This is a genomic window from bacterium (genome assembly GCA_029210965.1).
Classification (GTDB): domain Bacteria; phylum BMS3Abin14; class BMS3Abin14; order BMS3Abin14; family BMS3Abin14; genus JALHUC01.
In genome coordinates, this window is the sequence record JARGFZ010000049.1 from 1 (window position 1) to 18,386 (window position 18,386).

Here is an 18,386-nt window from a genome sequence, read left to right on the forward strand (position 1 = left end):
CATCGCTGCTGTAGTAACCGTTGTTTTACCCTGCTTTAGCTTTTCTCAGTGTCCTCTGTGAGCTCAGTGGTAAAAAACATCGCTGCTGTAGTAACCGTTGTTTTACCCTGCTTTAGCTTTTCTCAGTGTCCTCTGTGAGCTCAGTGGTAAAAAATATCGCTGTCATAGAAAAACCGGCCTTTACCCGGATTAAAGATTTTACCCTGAGAAACCCTATGTACCATGTGGTCAAAAATATCGCTTTAATAGCAACCGGGATCGCTTCGCATAGGATTCAGCTCGCGATGACAAAAGCAGCTGCATTCCGGGTCTCCGCTTCGCTTCGCCCGGAATGACGGGGGTGGGTGCGGTTCGCCTTTTCCCATTCTCAGGTATTCTCCGTGACCTCCGTGCCTCCGTGGTGCAAAACATCGCCTTCCTGGCAACCGTTATTCCTCCTCTGCCTTTTGCACTTTCGGAAGGTATATCCTGAACACCGTCCCCTCCCCCACCGTGCTTTGGACCGTTATGCGGCCGCCGTGCTGCCCAACAATACGCATGGTTATGGGCAGGCCGAGGCCGGTCCCCTGGGTTTTGGTGGTAAAGAAGGGAGTAAATATGCTTCTGAGCTTATCCTTGTCGACGCCCAGGCCGGAGTCGGCAAAAGAAATCATGACGAAATCTTCAGCCGGATGGATCTCCCCCAGCTCCCGGTCGGCTTCCGATCTCATGCTCACTGTAAGGGTCCCACCCTCCGGCATGGCCTGGATCGCGTTGACTCCAATATTTAGAAACACCTGGCGGAGCTGGTCAGGATCCACTGGAACCCCGGGCATCTCCGGATCGATGTCCACGACGATCTCGACGCCCTGCTTTTTCCTTTCGGGCATCCGTTCGATGAGAAAAAGGGTCTTCGACAGCAGATCTTCAAGATCCGTGACAGCGATCTCGGGCACGGAGGGCCTGGCGAAATTAAGGAGGTCCTTGATGGTGGTATCGAGGCGCTCGATGAGTTTCAGTATCTCCTGGGTCACCGGTTTCCGGGGGTCGTCGTCGGCAAACTCCCTGGCCAACACTTGAGTTGCGCCGGCGATCCCGGCCAAGGGGTTCTTGATCTCATGGGCGATCCCTGCTGCAAGTTCACCCAGGGTAGCCAGGCGGTCGGCGCGTATCATCTGCTCGGCGTGGTAGCGTTTGAGTTCCTGATCCGATTCATCCAGCTGCCCAAGCATGGAATTAAGGCTCTGAGCCAGGCGCCCGAATTCGTCCTTTCTCTTTATTTCAGCCCTGGCCTTGAGGTTGCCCTTTTCCGCCCTGGCCATGGTTTTGACCAGCCTGTTGACCGGCCTGTTGACCAGGATCCAGAGGCTGAGGCTGATGGCCAGCACCACGAGAACCACCGTCGTAAAGGTGGAAGCAAAAAGGAACCTGCTGTTTCCCGCGATCCTTTTTTCCGTCTCTGCCATGGAGACACAGACGTCCAGGACACCAAGGATCTCTCTCTCCTGCCCGTGGCACCTCCTGCACTCCAGAGCGTTCTCGATAGGCTGGACCATGCAGAAGGAACGGTGCCCGCTGCCCTCGGATTTGAAGGGGCGAGCTCCCTCCTTGCTCTGGTAAACGGAATAATCAAGGGAGTCCACCGCCCGCCCCACCTCATCCGCGGCGGCCGAGTAGGTGATGATACCGTCCTCGTCGAAGATCCTCACCGTGTCGATCTCGGGAACGGCCCCCACGTTGGCCACGATCTTCTGGACATCCTTCTGGCAGAACCCGCTCATCTCAACGATGATGGAGTTCATTATCGTGGCCGACATGATGGTGGCCTTGGTCATGGCTTCCTGGATGGCCTGCTGCTCCCAGTTTTTCTTGGTGAGATAGGACGATGTGCCCAGGGCAACGCACAGGATGAGGGTGATGATGAGGTTGACTCTTACGGCGAGGTAACGGATGAGCATTTTATGGTTATCCGTTAAAAGAGCTGCCTAGTGACAGTTTGTGCACAGCAGCGCCCTGTCCTGGGTCAGCAGCGTTCTGTTTTCGCTGGAATGGGGCAGATGGCATCCGGTGCAGACCATCTTTCCATCCTGAGTCAACGGAAACGATGAGGGGACACTGGCCGCCCCCGACTGGCCGCTCAGCGCACGGTTTGCATCCAGAGGGTGGGCAGGGTGACTGGAATGGCACGTGGTGCACACCTCGAAGGCTCCCTTCTTCAGGTTCCCCTTGTGGTCCGAAGCGTGTGGGCTGTGACAAATACCGCAATCCTGCTTCACCGGCGGGTGAATCGATGTCCATATTTTATCCGAGGTATTCAAAAGCGGGTCCTTATGGCATCTCAGACAGATCCCGTTTCCCCGCTGATCCAGAAGCGTGGAGTTTGATGAAGCGTGTGGTTTGTGGCAACTGGGGCAATCCCCCATCGCCACCGGACCGTGAATAACAGGATACTCCGCGCCTGATCCCTTTTCAGTGACACTCTCATGGCATTGGTAACAGAGCCCGGGTAATTCTAGCTTAAGCAGTGAGCTTAAGCCAGCATGAGGCGAATGGCAGGGGACGCACTCTTTATCTTCCATGATAGGCGGATGAATTGAAGATGAAGCCTTGGATCTGAACTCTTCTGTGGGATCGTCATGACACTCCATGCAAACTTCCATACCTACTGCCGACAGGAGTTTCGGGGCCTTTCCTACATGAGGGTCGTGGCATTCGGTGCACGAATCGTCATCGGCAATGGGTGAGTGGACCATGGGCCCCTGGAACTCGTCATGGCACCGGTAGCAAAGGGCCGTTCCCCTGGCCCGGAGCAGGGACTTTTCCGGTGAAGAGTGGGGCGAGTGACATTCCACACATTCACCGGACTGAACCGGATCGTGGATGCTGCCCTTGTCCGGCTTTTCAAAGGCATCGTGACACTCGTAACAAATATTTTCCGTAACCAGGAGAGCCGATGGACCACCGTGGGGGTTGTGGCAATCCATGCACCCGCCCTCTTTAACAGGTGAGTGAACCACCCCCTTATCCCCTGCCCCGGCAGAAACGTCATCATGGCACTCGTAACACAGGGCGGGAACCTTACCGGAAAGGAGTTTCCCTTCGTTGGCTGCGTGAGGGTTGTGGCAGGGTGTGCACTGGCCATCATCTGAAATGGGGGAATGTCCATTTATTTTTTCTCCCTCTGGCGGGATGTCATCGTGGCACTCCCCGCAAACGGTGGCCTGCTCCCCGGCAAGCAGGGAAGGCCCGTGGGAAGCGTGGGGATTGTGACAGGCTGTGCACCCTTCTTCAAGAGCCTCATGTACAACCTTTTTCCCTGACCTCGGGTCGTCGTGACACTCGCAACATATCTTGTTAACTGACTCAACCAGCTGTTTCCCATGATCGGATGAGTGAGGATCGTGGCAGGCGTAACAGCCCTGTTCCAGAGCAGGATGCATATTTTTCATTCCCCAGGTCGGGTCATCGTGACACTCAAAGCATATCGAGTCCCCGGGCAGGTTGAGCAGGGCACTGGTATCCGAGCCATGGGGATCGTGGCACGAGTCGCACTCACCGCTACTGACCGGATCATGGACATTTTTACCCGAAGATTTGCTGTCGTGGCACTCTTCGCAAAGTTCCGGGAGGTTTTTTTTCGTAAGGTGCCCATTTTCAAAAACATGGGGGTCGTGGCAGGAGACACAACCTTCCTCTACGGCATCGTGAGGGAACTTTACTCCCTCCGAGGGATCGTCGTGGCACTCCATACACAGGTCGTTTCCATCTGACAGGAGGCCAGCAGGACTATCCAGAGAAAAATCGTGACAGTTCGTGCAGTCCTCTTCCACCGGGGAATGAAGAGATCGCAGGACGTAGCCCTGGGGCGGTTTCTGACCGGGCCCCAGGAGGGACAGGAAATACCTGCCGCTGTCCACCTTGAGGATGTTTATTCCCCGTTTGAGCAGCATCGACTGGCTGAAGGTCCCATTTTCGTTCATCCGGGGGATAACACCGCCCCGGTTAAGGGTGATGCGCGGAATGTGATCGCCAGCGGGGACCACGCCGAAGATCGTGATGGTAGCCAGTTCAACCGCGGTCTTGTTGGGAGGATAGATAACTATGCTGTTTCCATCAGCCTGAACCTGGCTCGCAGCGATACATGCCAGCAAGGCCGCTGCACAAAAAGCGGATGCAGGGAAGCGCCCCCATCTGAACCTTTTGCTGACCCAAAGATTTCGCCCGGAATTTTTTCGATCAGATAAAGCTGAAATAGTGTGAGGATCCCCCATATCCAGACACCTAATTCATGACTGCTTCCGGCACAGGGTCGCCCACCGGTTCTTTTAGTTTGCCCGGCCCCACGATGACAGATACCGCCGGGCACTGGCTGCAATCGAGGCAGCGGATGCAGTTATGGTTATTGGCGTCCTTGTAGACCGAGATATCCATGGGACAGATCCGCGTGCACTTGTCGCAGTGGGTGCAAAGGGATTCGCTCCACCCAAGGCGCAGGATACTGATCCGGTTAAACAGGGAGAAGATGGCTCCCAGGGGGCAGATCACCCTGCAGAAGGGCCTTTTGGCCAGGGCGGAAAGGGACACAACCGTAATGAGGATAGCCACCTTGGCCCAGAACAGCTCGTGTATCATAAGCCTGATCTCGGGGTTGACAGTGACCCACGGGATCCCTCCGATGAGGGTTCCCACCGGGCAGAGCTTTGAGAACCATGGCTGGAGTGTGTAAAAGGGGATGACGAAAACGAGCCCCGCGAGGATGGCATATTTGATGTAGGTCATCCATGAGGGGATACTCAGCTTGGAAGAGCGGAACTTGTACAGGATCTCCTGAAGGTAGCCGAAGGGACAGATGGTGCCGCAGGCCATTCGGCCGATAGCCATACAGAAGGTGACGAAGAAACCCAGGAAATACATGGGAACGGCCCTGATGATGACGAAGTGCTGAAGGGTTCCGATGGGACAGGCGAAAATGGAGGCGGGGCAGGCGTAGCAGTTAAGGGCGGGAACGCAAAGCCCCCTGGACTGGCCCTGCCACAATGTCCCCGGAGGTATAAACCCTTTCAGGTATCCGTTAGTGACACCGATCCCGAGGGATGATTGAATTATTCTTCTGAAAAGGATCCGATGCAAGATGTTAAAGGCTCCTTGGTTTAATCTCAGATCTCAGATCTAATTGTGTCATCGTGCCTGCCCGCCGTAGCTCCAGGGAGCGAAGGTGGGAACTGTCACCCATGTGACCTGTCGCGGCGAAGCCTGGAAGGCGAAGACGGAAGCGATCCCGGGATCGCTTCGTCGTTCGAACTGTTCTCGATACTCCTTCCACCTTCGCGTAAAGCTCTTCTCTGCGAAGCGGCCTTCAGCCGGCCGCACTGGCCGCCGTGAGCCGTGACAAGTCGCCGCGTCTTCCTGGATTCCGGACAATCCCGCAATTGGCGATGATTTCCGGAATGACAGCATGTTCGTCACTCCGGGCAACGACCCGGAGTCCAGTCGTATTTTTATACAAGTGCCACTGGATTCCGGACAATCCCGCAATTGGCGATGATTTCCGGAATGACGACCGTTTAACCCTCTTCCCAGGTTTACCCTGTGAAACCCTGCCTGTCAGCCGTAGCCTTGGCGAAGGTTGATGGTTCAGCCTGGGAATGGCTGAGCTGTGGTAAATCAGATCTTGCCGCCTTTACAGGAACCGCGCCTTCCTGGATTCCGGTTTCCTCTGCGTCTCCGCGCCTCTGCGTGAGGCAGCCTTTACGGCTTTTGCGCAAGAGCTGTGTTTATCTCTCGCTCGCTCATCACGCCTGCGGCGTGATTCGCTAGAGGCGCAGGGAACGGGGGGAAGATCCAAACAGATCAGGGTTGAACTCTAAAATATTTTGCCTTTCTCTGTGTCCTCAGTGAGCTCAGTGGTGAAAAACATCGCTTTAATAGCAACCGGCGCCTTAACCCAGGATTCCAGCTCTTCTCTGCGAAGCGGCCTTCAGCCGGCCGCGCTGCGCCTCTGCGAGAGGCTGCCTTTAGACGCCTTTACAGGAACCGCGTCTTCCTGGATTCCGGACAATCCCGCAATTGGCGATGATTTCCGGAATGACGACAAGGTTTTACTCCCCCTCTCCCCTTCACCCCCTCCCCCACTCCCGGGGAACGGACCGATCTTCCATCGTTCCTATCTCCAGGGTCACCCGACCCCGATGCAGGACAGTCAGAGGAGGGTGGCGTTGAACATGGTCTCGCCAAACTCACCCTGAACTATCCCCACGTAAAGGGTGGCCACTGCGGCAGCGACCATTACAAGCCTGATAATGTACCTGGCATATTTCATCTATTGTCCCTGATTTTTCTGCATCATGAGCTGCATTTTTTCCTTGGCGCTCATCTTCGTTTTCTTCTTCATTGTAAAACCGGCCTCGCTGAGTTTTCCGGCCAGCAGCTCTTCCAGAGCTTTTGCGGCCTCATCCTGCTTCCCGGCATCCTTAAGAGCGATAACCTCTGAAAGATCGAGAGGCTCATCCCCTGCCCCCTCCGCGGCCGGCATGGGAGTTCCAGCTGTGGCTGTATCCGAGGCAGCGGAGCTCACCGGCGAAGCAGCCTGGGAGTTATCCCGGTCAGCCGGAGCTGGACCTTCACCAGCTGTTTCCTCAGGTTCACCACCTGGCGGTTCGACAGGTTCATTACCTAGCAATAAAGCTATTGCATCGTCAACCTTTTCTTCAGATGTGAGGAGCCAGGCGCGAAGCCATGTGATCTCAAGCCGCTGGGGGTCAAGCTGGGCCGCTTTTTCAAGGCTTGCGCCCGCCTTTTCACCGTCTCCCATCCTGAAGTGGACGAAGCCCATGTACATGTGAGGCTCTGCCCACCCGGAATCGGCAACAGCTGCCTTTTCAAGCTCCGGAAGAGCCTTGGTCATGAAACCCTTCTCGGCGTGACGTTTTCCCATCCCTACATGCAGAAGAGCAGTCCGGTTCGGCACATAGGAAGGTTCAACAGATGCATCTGCTTCCTCCTCCACATAAAGACCAAGGGCCTTCTGTATGCCCTGTTCCATGTCAAGGTAGGCGCTTGAAGGATAGCTGGAAAGATCAAAGGTCACCACACCATCGCTGCTGATGATGGCTGTCGTCGGGGTGGCAATGACCCCCCACTCGTTATAAGTCGTCAAACCCTTGTCGATGAGGATCGGGTAGTCGATCTCATTTTCCTCGAGAACTTTCCGTATCTGCACCAGATCCTCATCGTCCATGGCCTGGTTCTCTACGTTGACAGCCAGGATCTGAAGGCCCTTATCACCGTACTCGGCATTGAACTTCTTGAGATCAGCAAGCTCTGTGAGAGACCTCTGGCTCCATGTGGCCCAGAAGAAAAGGAGGATCGCTTTAGACTCCCTGTACTTTGCCAGGGAATGCTCCTGCCCCTCGAGGTCTTCCAGTTGGACGGGCAGGGCCTGATCGCCGACCTTGATATTCTTGAAAGCAGCGGCTGCCCCCGAGACCGAAAAGGTCATAAACACGATAAGGGGTAAAACGATAAGGCTGCGGTGGAAAACTCTACGGAAAAAGACGCTGTTCATGGGCGAACCTCTCACAGGGGGATTTTTTACGGCCTAAGCCGCAGATCATTCGATGCCGATACAGGGGGGAAACATCAGCATCGATACGTTGACACGTTAACGCAAATGGTACTCTTTTGTCGAGCTGTGCGGATCGTGGCACTTCACACAGTCGGAATTCTGTCTCTCCTCAATGTGTCTCTTGCTGAGGTTCTGGCTATGGCAGACGAGACAAAGCTCCTTGCCAACGGCCACCAGGAATTTATCATATCGGGATCCGTGGGGATCGTGGCACGGCGTACACGAACCGGCAGCCACAGGACCGTGGACGATCTCCTTCGTACCCACAGGGTCGTGGCACTCTTTGCACAGATCACCCTGCATGGGCTGAACTTCGAATACATTGGCCCCGGCTTTAGGATGGCAGTTGACACAGTATCCCATGTCGGTTTCAATATGGTACCTGTAGCCCTTCTGTTTTCCAACGAATATCTTGATGGTTTTTCGATCTATCCCCGGTGCAGCCAGGGTGATCTCATGACGCCCATCGGCGAGCACAGCCTTGAAGGTGAAGTTTCCGTTCTGAAGAGGCGCGAACCCCATGGCCTTGCCGTTGCTGGAGATCTCCACCATCTTTGCCTCGTTGAAACCTTCCACCTTACCGATGATCAGGATCTGGTCCATCCCGATGAAGGATTCCTCCGCCGGCGCCAGAACCTTGAACTGAGCCCCTGCGCAGACGGTGGCGGAGATCAGTAAGGAGGCGAGTACAATTGCTGTTAAAACGGTCTTTCTCATTTTATTTCCCCGACTTTTTCATCAGTCGTTCCAGAGCGTTCCTGTATGTTTCCATTGCCTTTTGAACATCGCCCTTTGCCTCGTAGACCTGACCTAATCGGTAAAGAGCCAGCGTCGGATCCGGGTTCAGGGTAATGGCCTTCTGGAGCTGAGCCTCGGCCTCGTCCAGGTTACCTTCCGCTATGTAGACAGACGCTATTCCCACCCTTGCTTCGTTGGAGTTGGGGTCTGTCTCAAAAACCTTCTCGAACTGCTCTTTGGCCTTGTCGTACTGCTCGTCCTTCAGATAAATCTCCCCGGAAAGCAGCCTTGCCTCGATGAGGGCGGGGTTAAGCTCCAGAGCCTGCTCCAGCTTGGGGAGCGCCTTGGTACCAAAACCCCGCTTAAGAAGAACTTTGGCCATCTGCAGGTTTCTTTCCGCGTCTTTCTCCTCTTGTGACTGCTCTACGATCTCCGTTTTTTGACCGGCCTTGGCGGATTCCTCTGCGCTGATGATACCGAGCAGGACCTTGATGTCGTTTACGATCGTATCCTGAAAATCGTTGCTGTAAGAGGTGTATTCGTGAACATAGTTCCCCTTCTGGTCAACCACCATGGTGGAGGGGAAGGTGAACAACCCGAACTCGCCGTAAAGCTTCTGCCCCTCATCGAGGAGGATGGGGTAATGGAGATCCAGCTTCTCAATGAGGCCCTGAATGGCAGCCTTGTCCTCGGTCTGGCTCGTAATTCCCCAGACTGTCACGCCGTCGTCCTTGAAAATCCCGTTAACCTCTTCCAGGGCGTTGAGGGTTTTCACCGACCGGTCCTGATCCACCTTGACAAAACTCAGTATGAGGACCTTTCCCTTTTCAGAAGCAAAGGTATGGTCTATATCCTTCATGTCCTGGAGGGTAAAATCAGGAGCGGGCTTCCCCTTTTCCAGGTTTCTGAACGCCGATCCATTACCCGGCGTTACGAAAAACATCCCCATGATCAGACCTACAGCTATTGCCGATGCCAGTATCCGCTCCCTGGTCACCACCAGAAATGACCTGCCGATGGATCTACTTTTCATTGTGGCTCCCATTAGCACCCTCTCCGTTGCGATCAGGAACGACCCTTTAGCGGACATCCTTAATATTTTACAGGGTTTACCCGGTCGTATTCCTTCGGTTTGTGACAGCCCACGACACAGCTGCCTCCATTTTTCGTCTGGGTAAAGTTCACAGGAAGGCTCCACATCTTGCCGAAGGGGACCTCTTTACGAATATGCTTGGTCTGATCACCTGCGTGCATCTCATGACAGGCCTTGCAGGACCGGCCTTTTTCCCGGTTCACATGAAGGAAATGCATATTGGTGTCACCGTTCCTGAACCCTGTCAGGGTGGTTGTGAACCTGTCGATGGAAATATCCCGGTTGTGGCAGTCAAAACAGATGGCGTAGTTCTCGGTGGCGTAGGGCATGTAGAAATCCGCCGGGAACGCCTTCTTCAGGATCTTGGTGAAGTTGGATCCGTGGGGGTCGTGGCAGGCGTAGCAGTCGTCCTGCTTGACCGGGCCGTGGACATAGGCGGCCTTCTTGACCTGGATCCCCAACTCCTTGTGGCAGGTATAACAGATATCCTTGGCGGCGGACTTGAGCTGTCTGGGATAATCGGAAGCGTGGGCAGTGTGGCACACCGTACACTGTTTCTTGTCCAGAGCACTGTGCTTGACCTGGGAATCCGCCAGATGTTTACCCAGCTCCTTGTGACAATCAAGACACAGGGTCTCACCATCAGCTATGAGCATATAGGGGAAATCAGTGGCGTGAGAATTGTGGCATTTATTGCAGGCTTCAACCGCCGGCTGATGTTTGTACTTGAGCTCAAACTGCGCCTGCCTGTCCAGGTGACAGAGAAAACACAGGTCTGATCCCTGCATTTCCACCAGACCGGGGAATTCAGATGAGTGGGGATTGTGACAGATGTTACAGTCCCCCGCCGCCACCGGCCCGTGAACCATTTTCATGGTGGTCTTGTTGTTCTCGTGACAGGAGAAACACAACTGGCTGGTTGTTTCCTTGGTGAGCTGCTTCTCTGTGTTGGACTGGTGGGGATCGTGACAGGAGATACAGTCTCCCTTGGCAATGGGTCCGTGAACAACAGGAAGGCTGTCCTTGGGTTCATGGCACAGGTAACAAAGGTCCTTACCTACAGCCTGCATCTTGAAGTCGGTTTTTACCGATTTTGTCGGGTGCTTGGCGTTGCCGTTGGTATGGCACACCACGCACTGACCGACACCCACTGGTCCGTGAACGAACCTGGCTTTCCCCATATTCGCATGGCACTCCGCGCTGACACACTCCTGCGCGCTTACCTGAGCGGCCAACCCGAACAGGACCAGCACCGCAAGGGAAAAAACGATTACGGGAACCTTCCAATTGCTTTGCATAACACCCTCCACATAAGGAAGTGAGAAAGACTTCCATAGCCACCCGGCATTATCATCCGGCATAAGCTCCACAGTAGCTTGTGAAACATTGGGTATAATAGTTGACCTACCCTGCAACTGTCAATAAAAGAGCGGGTGATTGTATACAATTTCCCCTCATATTTCAGTATTGGGTTAAATTTGTGCGGGGGGGGGCTGAAAAACAGTACCCAGTACCCAGTACCCAGGAGCCAGGAGTCAGGAGAAAGGCAGGGCGGAATGCGAAGAGGGAACACGAAGACGCGGGGAGCGTGGAGCGTGGAGCGTGGAGCGAAAGGGAACAATACTTAACACCAAATTGCAACTACTGTCATTGGGTGTGTGTTATTGCTCTTAAATGTCCGTCACTCCGGGCGAAGTTAAACGAAGACCCGGAGTCCAGTCTGTTTGTCATTGCGAGGCCGTTCCACACGCCGAAGCAATCCGATTATCAAGGGTTCCTGTGTAAGTGACTTGTTAGAGTTTTTACCGCTGATTTAGAAACCGGGATCGCTTCATCACGCCACAGGCGTGATTCGCGATGACAAAAGCCACCCGTCTACGTCCTTCGACCCTTCGATGATGCTCTGGGTGGTGAGCCTGTCGAACCACAAGCTCAGGACTTCCGTCGTCGCCTTGGGGCTACGCCGTGATAAAATGCCCTCACAAGCAGGCTATACCGTGACAGGTCGCCGCGGCAGGCTGGATTCCGGATCATCACGCCCATGGCGTTATGTCCGGAATGACGAAGTGGAGGTTTCACCTCGATACTTCGACACCTGGATACCTGGATACGTATTTACAGCCTATCCGTAACTGTGCAGTCCCGACAGGAGGAAGTTGACACCGAAATAGGTAAAGACCACAGCGAGAAACCCGACGATGGAAAGAAGGGCGGCGCGTCTGCCCTGCCAGCCCCTGGTCAGCCTCGCGTGGAGGTAGGCAGCGTAAATGAACCAGGTGATGAGGGACCAGGTTTCCTTTGGGTCCCAGCTCCAATAGGTGCCCCAGGCATAGTTGGCCCAGGCGGCGCCAGTGATGATCCCAAGGGAAAGAAGGGGGAATCCAACGGCAATGGATTTGTAGTTCACTTCATCCAGGACCTGCAGATCAGGGAACATCGCGAGTATGGAGCCCTCTTTCAAACCACCTTTTTCAGCCTTCATCTTGACAAGATAGAGCAGGGAGATCCCGAAGGAAACGGCGAAAGCGCCGTAACTGACGAAGGAGGTGATCACATGGTAAAGAAGCCAGTCGCTCTGAAGGGCAGGCACCAGGGGGCGGATCTCGTCAGGGAAGAACAGTGCGTTAGCAGCAAGGAGGATAAACGCGATGGGGGCCACAACAGCACCCAGGGTTTTGGCCTTGAACTTCCACTCCACTACGAGGTATGCCGCCATTACGCACAGGGCGAAGAAACTCATGGACTCATACATGTTGGACAGGGGAGCGTGCCCGATGCCCATTCGGTAGGATTCCACCCAGCGAAGGGCTTTTGCGGCAGTATGAACCACAACGCCGATAACAGCCAGACTCGTGGCAATATTGCCAACAGCACGGGTCCTGAAGGCCAGGTAGGCTACGTAGAAAAAGGTCGCGAAAAGGTAGGCGAAGGTTGCTACGTTGTGAAGAGCGGTCGTGTCCATTTATTCACCTCGTAAAAAATCCGTGATTCGTGATTAGTGATTGGTAACTTCAAACATCAAACTTGACAAAGTCGCAAAAAGTCCAACCCGGGACTTTTCGCTCCACGGAAAGGGAAAAGCGTCGTTTTCCCTTTCCTTACAAATCAATGACTTACAGTGCGAGTCATTGATTTGGGCGCCCCGCGCGGGGCGCATTGATGGACTTTTTGCGAGTCCATCAAACTTCAAACATCAAACGGATTCCCCAGCGTCACCGTGTCCAGATGTCTATGTGTCTAAGTGTCTAAGTACATAGGTACCTAGACACCTTGTTACCTAGATACCTGTTTCCCTCGCCCACGCTCCCAGGCACCCATGCCCCGTGGATTAACTCTTCTTCCCCTTCAGTGCATCTTTAAGATCAGCCAGGAAGCTCTCGAACTCTCTTTCAAAGGTGGCCGGGTTCCTGTTGGAGGTACCTGCGATGAGCACCGCCGAGTCATCGGAGTCGAGGTCCACCCTGACCCATATTCTTTTATGGGCCACGAAAAAAGCGATGTAAAGGCCCAGGATCATAACAAAACAGGCCAGCCAGACGACAGGCACACCCGGGTCCCAGGCCACCTGAAGACCTGTATATTCACGGATATTGGTATCCTTGATCTTGAAATAGACTGAACCGCCCCGTGTCTTGTCCCGGTCCGGGGCAGCTTCGAGGAGATAGAAATCGCGATGGGTGTTGCCCAGGAATTGCGCCACCTTGACCCCGGGGCGCCCCGCAGTGATGCTGGGGATGAGTTCCTCTATCTGATAGTTCGATGGATCTCCCATTACATTGAAACTCTGGCCCGCCGCAACAGTGATGTCGGGACCGGCCACATTACCTGTTGGATCGAAGACCTGGAGGGTTACCGTTGAGTTTCGGTCCACACCGTAACTGGACTGGTAAAAGTAGATCCCATCCACGATGAGGGGATGGTTGACCTCGATCGTCTTTTTCTGCTCCACCTCACCGTTCCTGAAAACTGTCAGGTCGCTGGAGTAGTCTTTGGGCTGTTGGGTCCCGGGATAGTACTCGACCCTGAAGTCGTCACACTGGATGGTAAAGGGAAGCTTCATCGCGGTGTTCTTGCCCCTGAGGGGAACGCGGTCTATCGCCGTACCCTCGGCAATGTTGACGAACCCCTTGAAACCCATAATGCCGCCGTAAACAGCACCGATAGCAAGAATGATGATGCTCAGGTGGACTATGTAGGCCCCAAGGCGGCCGTACCATCCTTTGTCAACATAGAGAGTGACAGCGCTAATATCCCGTGTCTCTTTGACCTTACCGTAGTGTTTTTCAATAACAGCCCTGGCCTCATCAATGGCCTTTTCAGGGTCAATATTCCTGCGCACCGAACCCCTGTGCTTCATCCGCTTGAACAGAGCATCGTCCAGCACCCTGGGGGATTGGGTCATGAGCCGCCAGGCCCCGGGGAACCTTTTTATGGAGCAGGTTGTGATGTTCAGCAGCAGCAGGATAAGGATAGTCAGAAACCACCAGGAGCGGTACATGTCGTCAAGGGCGAGAAAGTGGAACAGTTTGTACAATCCCGCGCCGTACTCCATGAGGTACTGTTCCGGGTTACCTTTCTGGAGGATAACGGTCCCAAGGATCGAAGTGACAGCCAGGATTATAAGGAGGAAAATGGCCAGGGTCACCGAGGCCAAGGCATCATTGATGACGCTGAACATTGATTTTCCACTCTTTTTATCCGATTGCAGTTGTGGCTGGGCTGTTTCAGATGCGGGGTCTTGGTCTGTTCTATTGTTCTCGTTTGTCACAAAAATTCCCTCAATCAGGTCACGTCACCCGGCCTTTGCCGGCCAGGGTGCCCCACAGCGACAGTGCTCACCCGCCATGGCTTATTGGGTTGGTTCGATCTTCTTTAGCGGTTAATCAGGGCGATTAAAAGGAAGGGGACGGCCTCTGCCGCCCCCTTCGCAAACGCTTTTATATATGAAGAAAAACTTCTGTTACTCTACGTGGCACTCTTTACACTTGGTCGGACCTTTGGCCTCGGCTTTTTTGTGGCACTCTTTGCACAGAGCGTGGAAGGGGTTGTCTGCCTTGCCAGAGGTCGGGTCGCTTGCCGCCGCATCCTTACCGTGGCATTCAAAGCAGCTCTTGATCTCGTCCTTGCTCGCTGCCTTGTGGTGGCACTTGAGACAGTCAATTGTTTTGCCATGTGTCTCATGATCAAAGGTCACAGCGCTTTTCTTGGCAGCGGCCTTGTCAATGGTCACCTTTGCCGGGGCATCGCCAGCCACAGCCATGGAAACCACAAAGGCCATTGCTACAGCGACAGCGATAAGAATAACGGCCAGTTTTCTGCTCATGAATTTATCCTCCTACGTGAATTAAGTGTTTGCCCCAATTTTCACAATAGTTATAGTCTCGGCTGTATACCACATGCTCGTTTCCAGTGTCAATCAGATTGGTATAATAATGAACTCTTCAAAAACGACTGCACTCCATTTAGCTGATCTTCCGGCAAGTAATACGAAGGCCGAAGAAATTGGTTACGGAGTGAGGGGTAAGCATAGGACGCGAAGACGCGGTGACACGGCATAAGCCCGTGACTCGTGATTAGTCATTTGTGACTCGGAACCCTAACCCCCTGAACCCGAAACTCCGATGGGTATCACTTCGGGCCAAATTGTACTTACCATTTCTGTCACTCCGGGCCCAGACCCGGAGTCCAGCATTTATAAGAGATAAAACCTTAACGCAGAGGGCCGCAGGGCAGCCATTTATAGGCTGTACCGCAGAGAACCGCTATTAAAACCGGAACCTGGATTTAAGCCAGTTAATATCAAAGCGATGTTTTTACCACAGATGGGTTACGTTGTTTAATCTACCCAACATCAAAGGGTTTAACTGCGGCCCTCAGCGATAGCGCCTGAAAATTGGCGCTGTCGGCGACCATCTGCGTTAAAGGTTTTGAACTTTTGGATTGCATCGGCATGTAGATATGTCCGCCTTCCCCCCGCGTCACCGAATCACCGCTTGTCACGCCAAGGGCGTGATATCACCGCGCCTCCCCTTCCGGTTCTTCCCTCACCCCTCCCTCAACAACCGCAAGGGTGAAATTTTCCGGATCCAGAAACTTAAGGGCGGCTTCCTTCACCTGCCAGGCCGTGACAGACTGGATGCGTTTTTCGAAGGACAGGGCTTGGTCGAGGTCCTGACCATACAGGGCGGGGAAAAACACCTCATCTCCCCGGGATTGAAGGGTCTGCAGACCGATCATGTGGCTGCCTACAAGGTACCTTTTTGCGCGAGCCATTTCCTGGGCGGAGACCGGTTCCATGCGGACTCTCCGGATCTGCTCCAGGAACCCTTCCACAGCCTCCGTCTCCCGGGCAGGGTTGACGCCGATGCCAAAAGCTATATACCCTGGGTCTATTCCAGGGGCGACAAAGGAAAAAACGCTGTAGGCAAGGCTTTCCTTGTCTCTGAGCTCCTTAAAGAGCCTGCCTCCCTGGCCCGCAAGAACGGCATTGAGCACCTCCAGCGCGTCCAGGTCAGCATCATCCAGAGCCGGACCCGGGTATCCCAGGATCACGTGGGTCTGAGCCTTGTCTTCCCTGATGGCTCGCTCGGACACAATCCCCACCCTGTCGACCTCCACCGGAAGCGGACCAGGGTCGTATGAGGCACCTTCCATGTCGCCGAAGTACTCCTGGGTCAGCTGGTAGGCCCTCTGGACCGTTATGTCCCCTGAGACCGAAATAACCATCCCTTTCGGCTGGATCACGGTGCGGTAGATCGAGAGAAGGCCGTTCCTCGTAATGTTTCCAACCGATCCTTCCGTTCCCATTACGTTGAACCGGTACGGGTGTTCCCTGAAAAGGGTGCGGCGAAAGAGATCCAGGGCAAAGGATGTCATATCGTCCTTCTGGGCCTTTATGGCACTTACCACCTGCCCTTTGAAAAGATCGATCTCTCCCTGGGGTAAGGTTGCCTCGGTGAGAACCTCTCTCATAAGGGAGAACCCTTCCCGGATATCCCGACTGAGAAACTTCCCGGTAATCCCCAGACTGTTGCGCCCGGAAAACCCTCCAAGGGATGCTGACAGGCTGTCGAGTTTCTGGGCCATTTCCTGGGCAGTTCTTTTACCGGTACCACGGGTAAGGAGATGTGCGAGAAGGTTGTAGGATCCCTGAGCCTCCTGGGTCTCGTATCTGACCCCGCCCAACACTCCCGCTCGCACAGCTACGAGGGGCAGCCTCCGGTCCTCCCGCACAATGAGTGTGATCCCGTTGGGAAGGAGACTCCTGTAAACGGGGGAGACTGCTTTGGATGCAACGTCAGCCGCAGGCTTCAGAATATCGGTAAGAAGTCGGGCTGTTCTGTTCTCGTCAGGCTGGGAAACGGGGTCCCTGGTGAGGAACCCGGCGGTGGCTCGCTCAGGTCTGAACACCCTCCCGGCTACTTCCAGAATATCTCCCGGGGCTACCGACTGGAGTCTGGAGTAGTAGGTATCGTTAAAACCCAGATCTCCCAGAGTCAGCGCAAGGTAACCGAGTTCCCGGGCCTGTCCCTGGACCGTTTCTCTGGAGAAAATCTTGTCGTTTATGATCTGGTCCCGGGCCAGGTTCAACTCTTCCATGCTGACCAGCTCGGTCTGAAGCCTGGCTATCTGCTCAAGGAGACCGCGAGAAGCGATCTCCACCTTGTCCTGGGTCGTCATGGCCCCCACAATAAATAGACCCGGATCCCTGGGTGTGTAGGCGTAGGCCCAGGCGTTCAGCACGATCCCCTGATCCCTCAGGTGGATCGGAAACCGCGCGCTTCGCCCACCGGAAAGGATCGCGGCCGCCAGATCCAGAACAGGTGTGTCGGGATCGGTGAGTTCACCGATGGGAAAAGCAAAGGTCACCCGGGCTGGATCGGTGTCCATAACCAGGCTGAAGTTCCGGAGTTTGTCCTGTCCGGGCTCAACAGATTCCTCTCTCTGTGCCCCCTTTTGGCCAATTTCCATAAACAGTTGGGCAGCCCTTTCGAATACCGCCGAAGCGCTCACCCCGCCCACCACCAGCAGCTTCATGTTGCCGGGGACATACCAGGCCTTGTGAAAATCCACCATGTCCTCCCGTTTGACACTACCCACGGACTCAGGCGTGCCGATGACAGTCCGGCCGTAGGGGTGGACTTTGAAAGCTGTCTTAAACAGCTCCTGGGAGAAAATACGGGATGGATTGTCCTTTCCTCTGTTAATCTCCTCTTTGACCACCAGCTTTTCACGCTCCAGCTCCCCGGAATCGAAGGTTGAGTACTGGATAGCGTCAGCCAGGATCTCCATGGCGGTGGCGGCGTACTCGTTGGCGATGGTGATATGGTAAACGGTGTGATCCATGGAGGTGTAAGCGTTGATGTCACCCCCGGCAGCCTCCACGGTGCTTGCGATCTCGCCCACACCCCTGGTTTTCGTCCCCTTGAAAAGCATATGCTCGAAAAGATGGGCGATGCCCTCTTTGCCTGCGGGCTCATCCCTGCTGCCGACGCCGACCCAGACCTGCACCTCTACCACCTTCTGAGACGGTTCCTCCTGGACGAGAACCTCCAGCCCGTTGGGCAGGGTCCGTTTTACCACCTCGCTGCGGTCTACGAAGGCAAACGCAGCGGAAGGGGAAAAGGAAAAAGTGGAAAGGACAAAAAAAGCCAGAAGAAAAAATGTGGAAGCCGTATGGTGTCGAAAGTTCATGATTCTTTATCACTCCTGATTTGAGGAAAAGAGAATTTGGTCACACACTATAATCCAGAAAGTTAACCACGGGAGGGGGGAAAGGCAAAGTATAAAAAGGTACTGGACGTGGAGAACAATCCGACACGGGGACAAGGGGAAAGCGCAAGATCTAAAGCTCGAACATCGGTTTCTATGAAATCGATGTTTTTCACCACAGATGGGATGAAGTAGGCCGGTACCACCTGTCAACGGGATGCTAAAATAGCTCCCAACTTT

The 18,386-nt window shown here is 54.4% G+C and carries 12 protein-coding genes; all 12 read right to left on the reverse strand.

Going from position 1 to position 18,386, the window contains the following annotated elements:
• Window positions 1-428: 428 nt before the first annotated feature.
• Window positions 429-1,937, reverse strand: coding sequence for an ATP-binding protein (locus tag P1S59_12895; protein MDF1527138.1), 1,509 nt, complete (start codon window positions 1,935-1,937; stop codon window positions 429-431).
• Between the two features lie 27 nt (window positions 1,938-1,964).
• A complete protein-coding gene (locus P1S59_12900) occupies window positions 1,965-4,130 on the reverse strand; it encodes a cytochrome c3 family protein (GenBank protein ID MDF1527139.1) in 2,166 nt (721 codons plus the stop codon).
• A 130-nt stretch (window positions 4,131-4,260) separates the two neighbouring features.
• Window positions 4,261-5,109: a 4Fe-4S binding protein gene (locus P1S59_12905; protein MDF1527140.1), complete on the reverse strand. Its 849-nt coding sequence runs from the start codon at window positions 5,107-5,109 to the stop codon at window positions 4,261-4,263.
• A 48-nt stretch (window positions 5,110-5,157) separates the two neighbouring features.
• Window positions 5,158-5,436 (reverse strand): hypothetical protein, encoded by a 279-nt coding sequence (locus tag P1S59_12910; GenBank protein MDF1527141.1) that lies wholly within the window; start codon window positions 5,434-5,436, stop codon window positions 5,158-5,160.
• Window positions 5,437-6,298: 862 nt separating this feature from the next.
• On the reverse strand, window positions 6,299-7,543 hold the full coding sequence (locus P1S59_12915) for a redoxin domain-containing protein (GenBank protein ID MDF1527142.1): 1,245 nt from the start codon (window positions 7,541-7,543) through the stop codon (window positions 6,299-6,301).
• 96 nt (window positions 7,544-7,639) lie between these two features.
• Window positions 7,640-8,320 carry a cytochrome c3 family protein gene (locus tag P1S59_12920; protein ID MDF1527143.1) on the reverse strand — a complete coding sequence of 227 codons (681 nt, stop codon included), beginning with the start codon at window positions 8,318-8,320 and terminating at the stop codon, window positions 7,640-7,642.
• 1 nt (window position 8,321) lies between these two features.
• On the reverse strand, window positions 8,322-9,374 hold the full coding sequence (locus P1S59_12925; GenBank protein ID MDF1527144.1) for a tetratricopeptide repeat protein: 1,053 nt from the start codon (window positions 9,372-9,374) through the stop codon (window positions 8,322-8,324).
• A 59-nt stretch (window positions 9,375-9,433) separates the two neighbouring features.
• Window positions 9,434-10,732, reverse strand: coding sequence for a cytochrome c3 family protein (locus P1S59_12930; GenBank protein MDF1527145.1), 1,299 nt, complete (start codon window positions 10,730-10,732; stop codon window positions 9,434-9,436).
• Between the two features lie 824 nt (window positions 10,733-11,556).
• Window positions 11,557-12,396, reverse strand: coding sequence for a c-type cytochrome biogenesis protein CcsB (ccsB, locus tag P1S59_12935; GenBank protein ID MDF1527146.1), 840 nt, complete (start codon window positions 12,394-12,396; stop codon window positions 11,557-11,559).
• A 366-nt stretch (window positions 12,397-12,762) separates the two neighbouring features.
• Window positions 12,763-14,112, reverse strand: coding sequence for a cytochrome c biogenesis protein ResB (locus tag P1S59_12940; GenBank protein ID MDF1527147.1), 1,350 nt, complete (start codon window positions 14,110-14,112; stop codon window positions 12,763-12,765).
• Window positions 14,113-14,394: 282 nt separating this feature from the next.
• Entirely contained in the window at window positions 14,395-14,757 is a 363-nt protein-coding gene (locus P1S59_12945; GenBank protein MDF1527148.1) for a cytochrome c3 family protein, read from the reverse strand.
• A gap of 692 nt (window positions 14,758-15,449) precedes the next feature.
• Entirely contained in the window at window positions 15,450-18,128 is a 2,679-nt protein-coding gene (locus P1S59_12950) for a pitrilysin family protein (protein MDF1527149.1), read from the reverse strand.
• Between the last annotated feature and the right edge of the window lie 258 nt (window positions 18,129-18,386).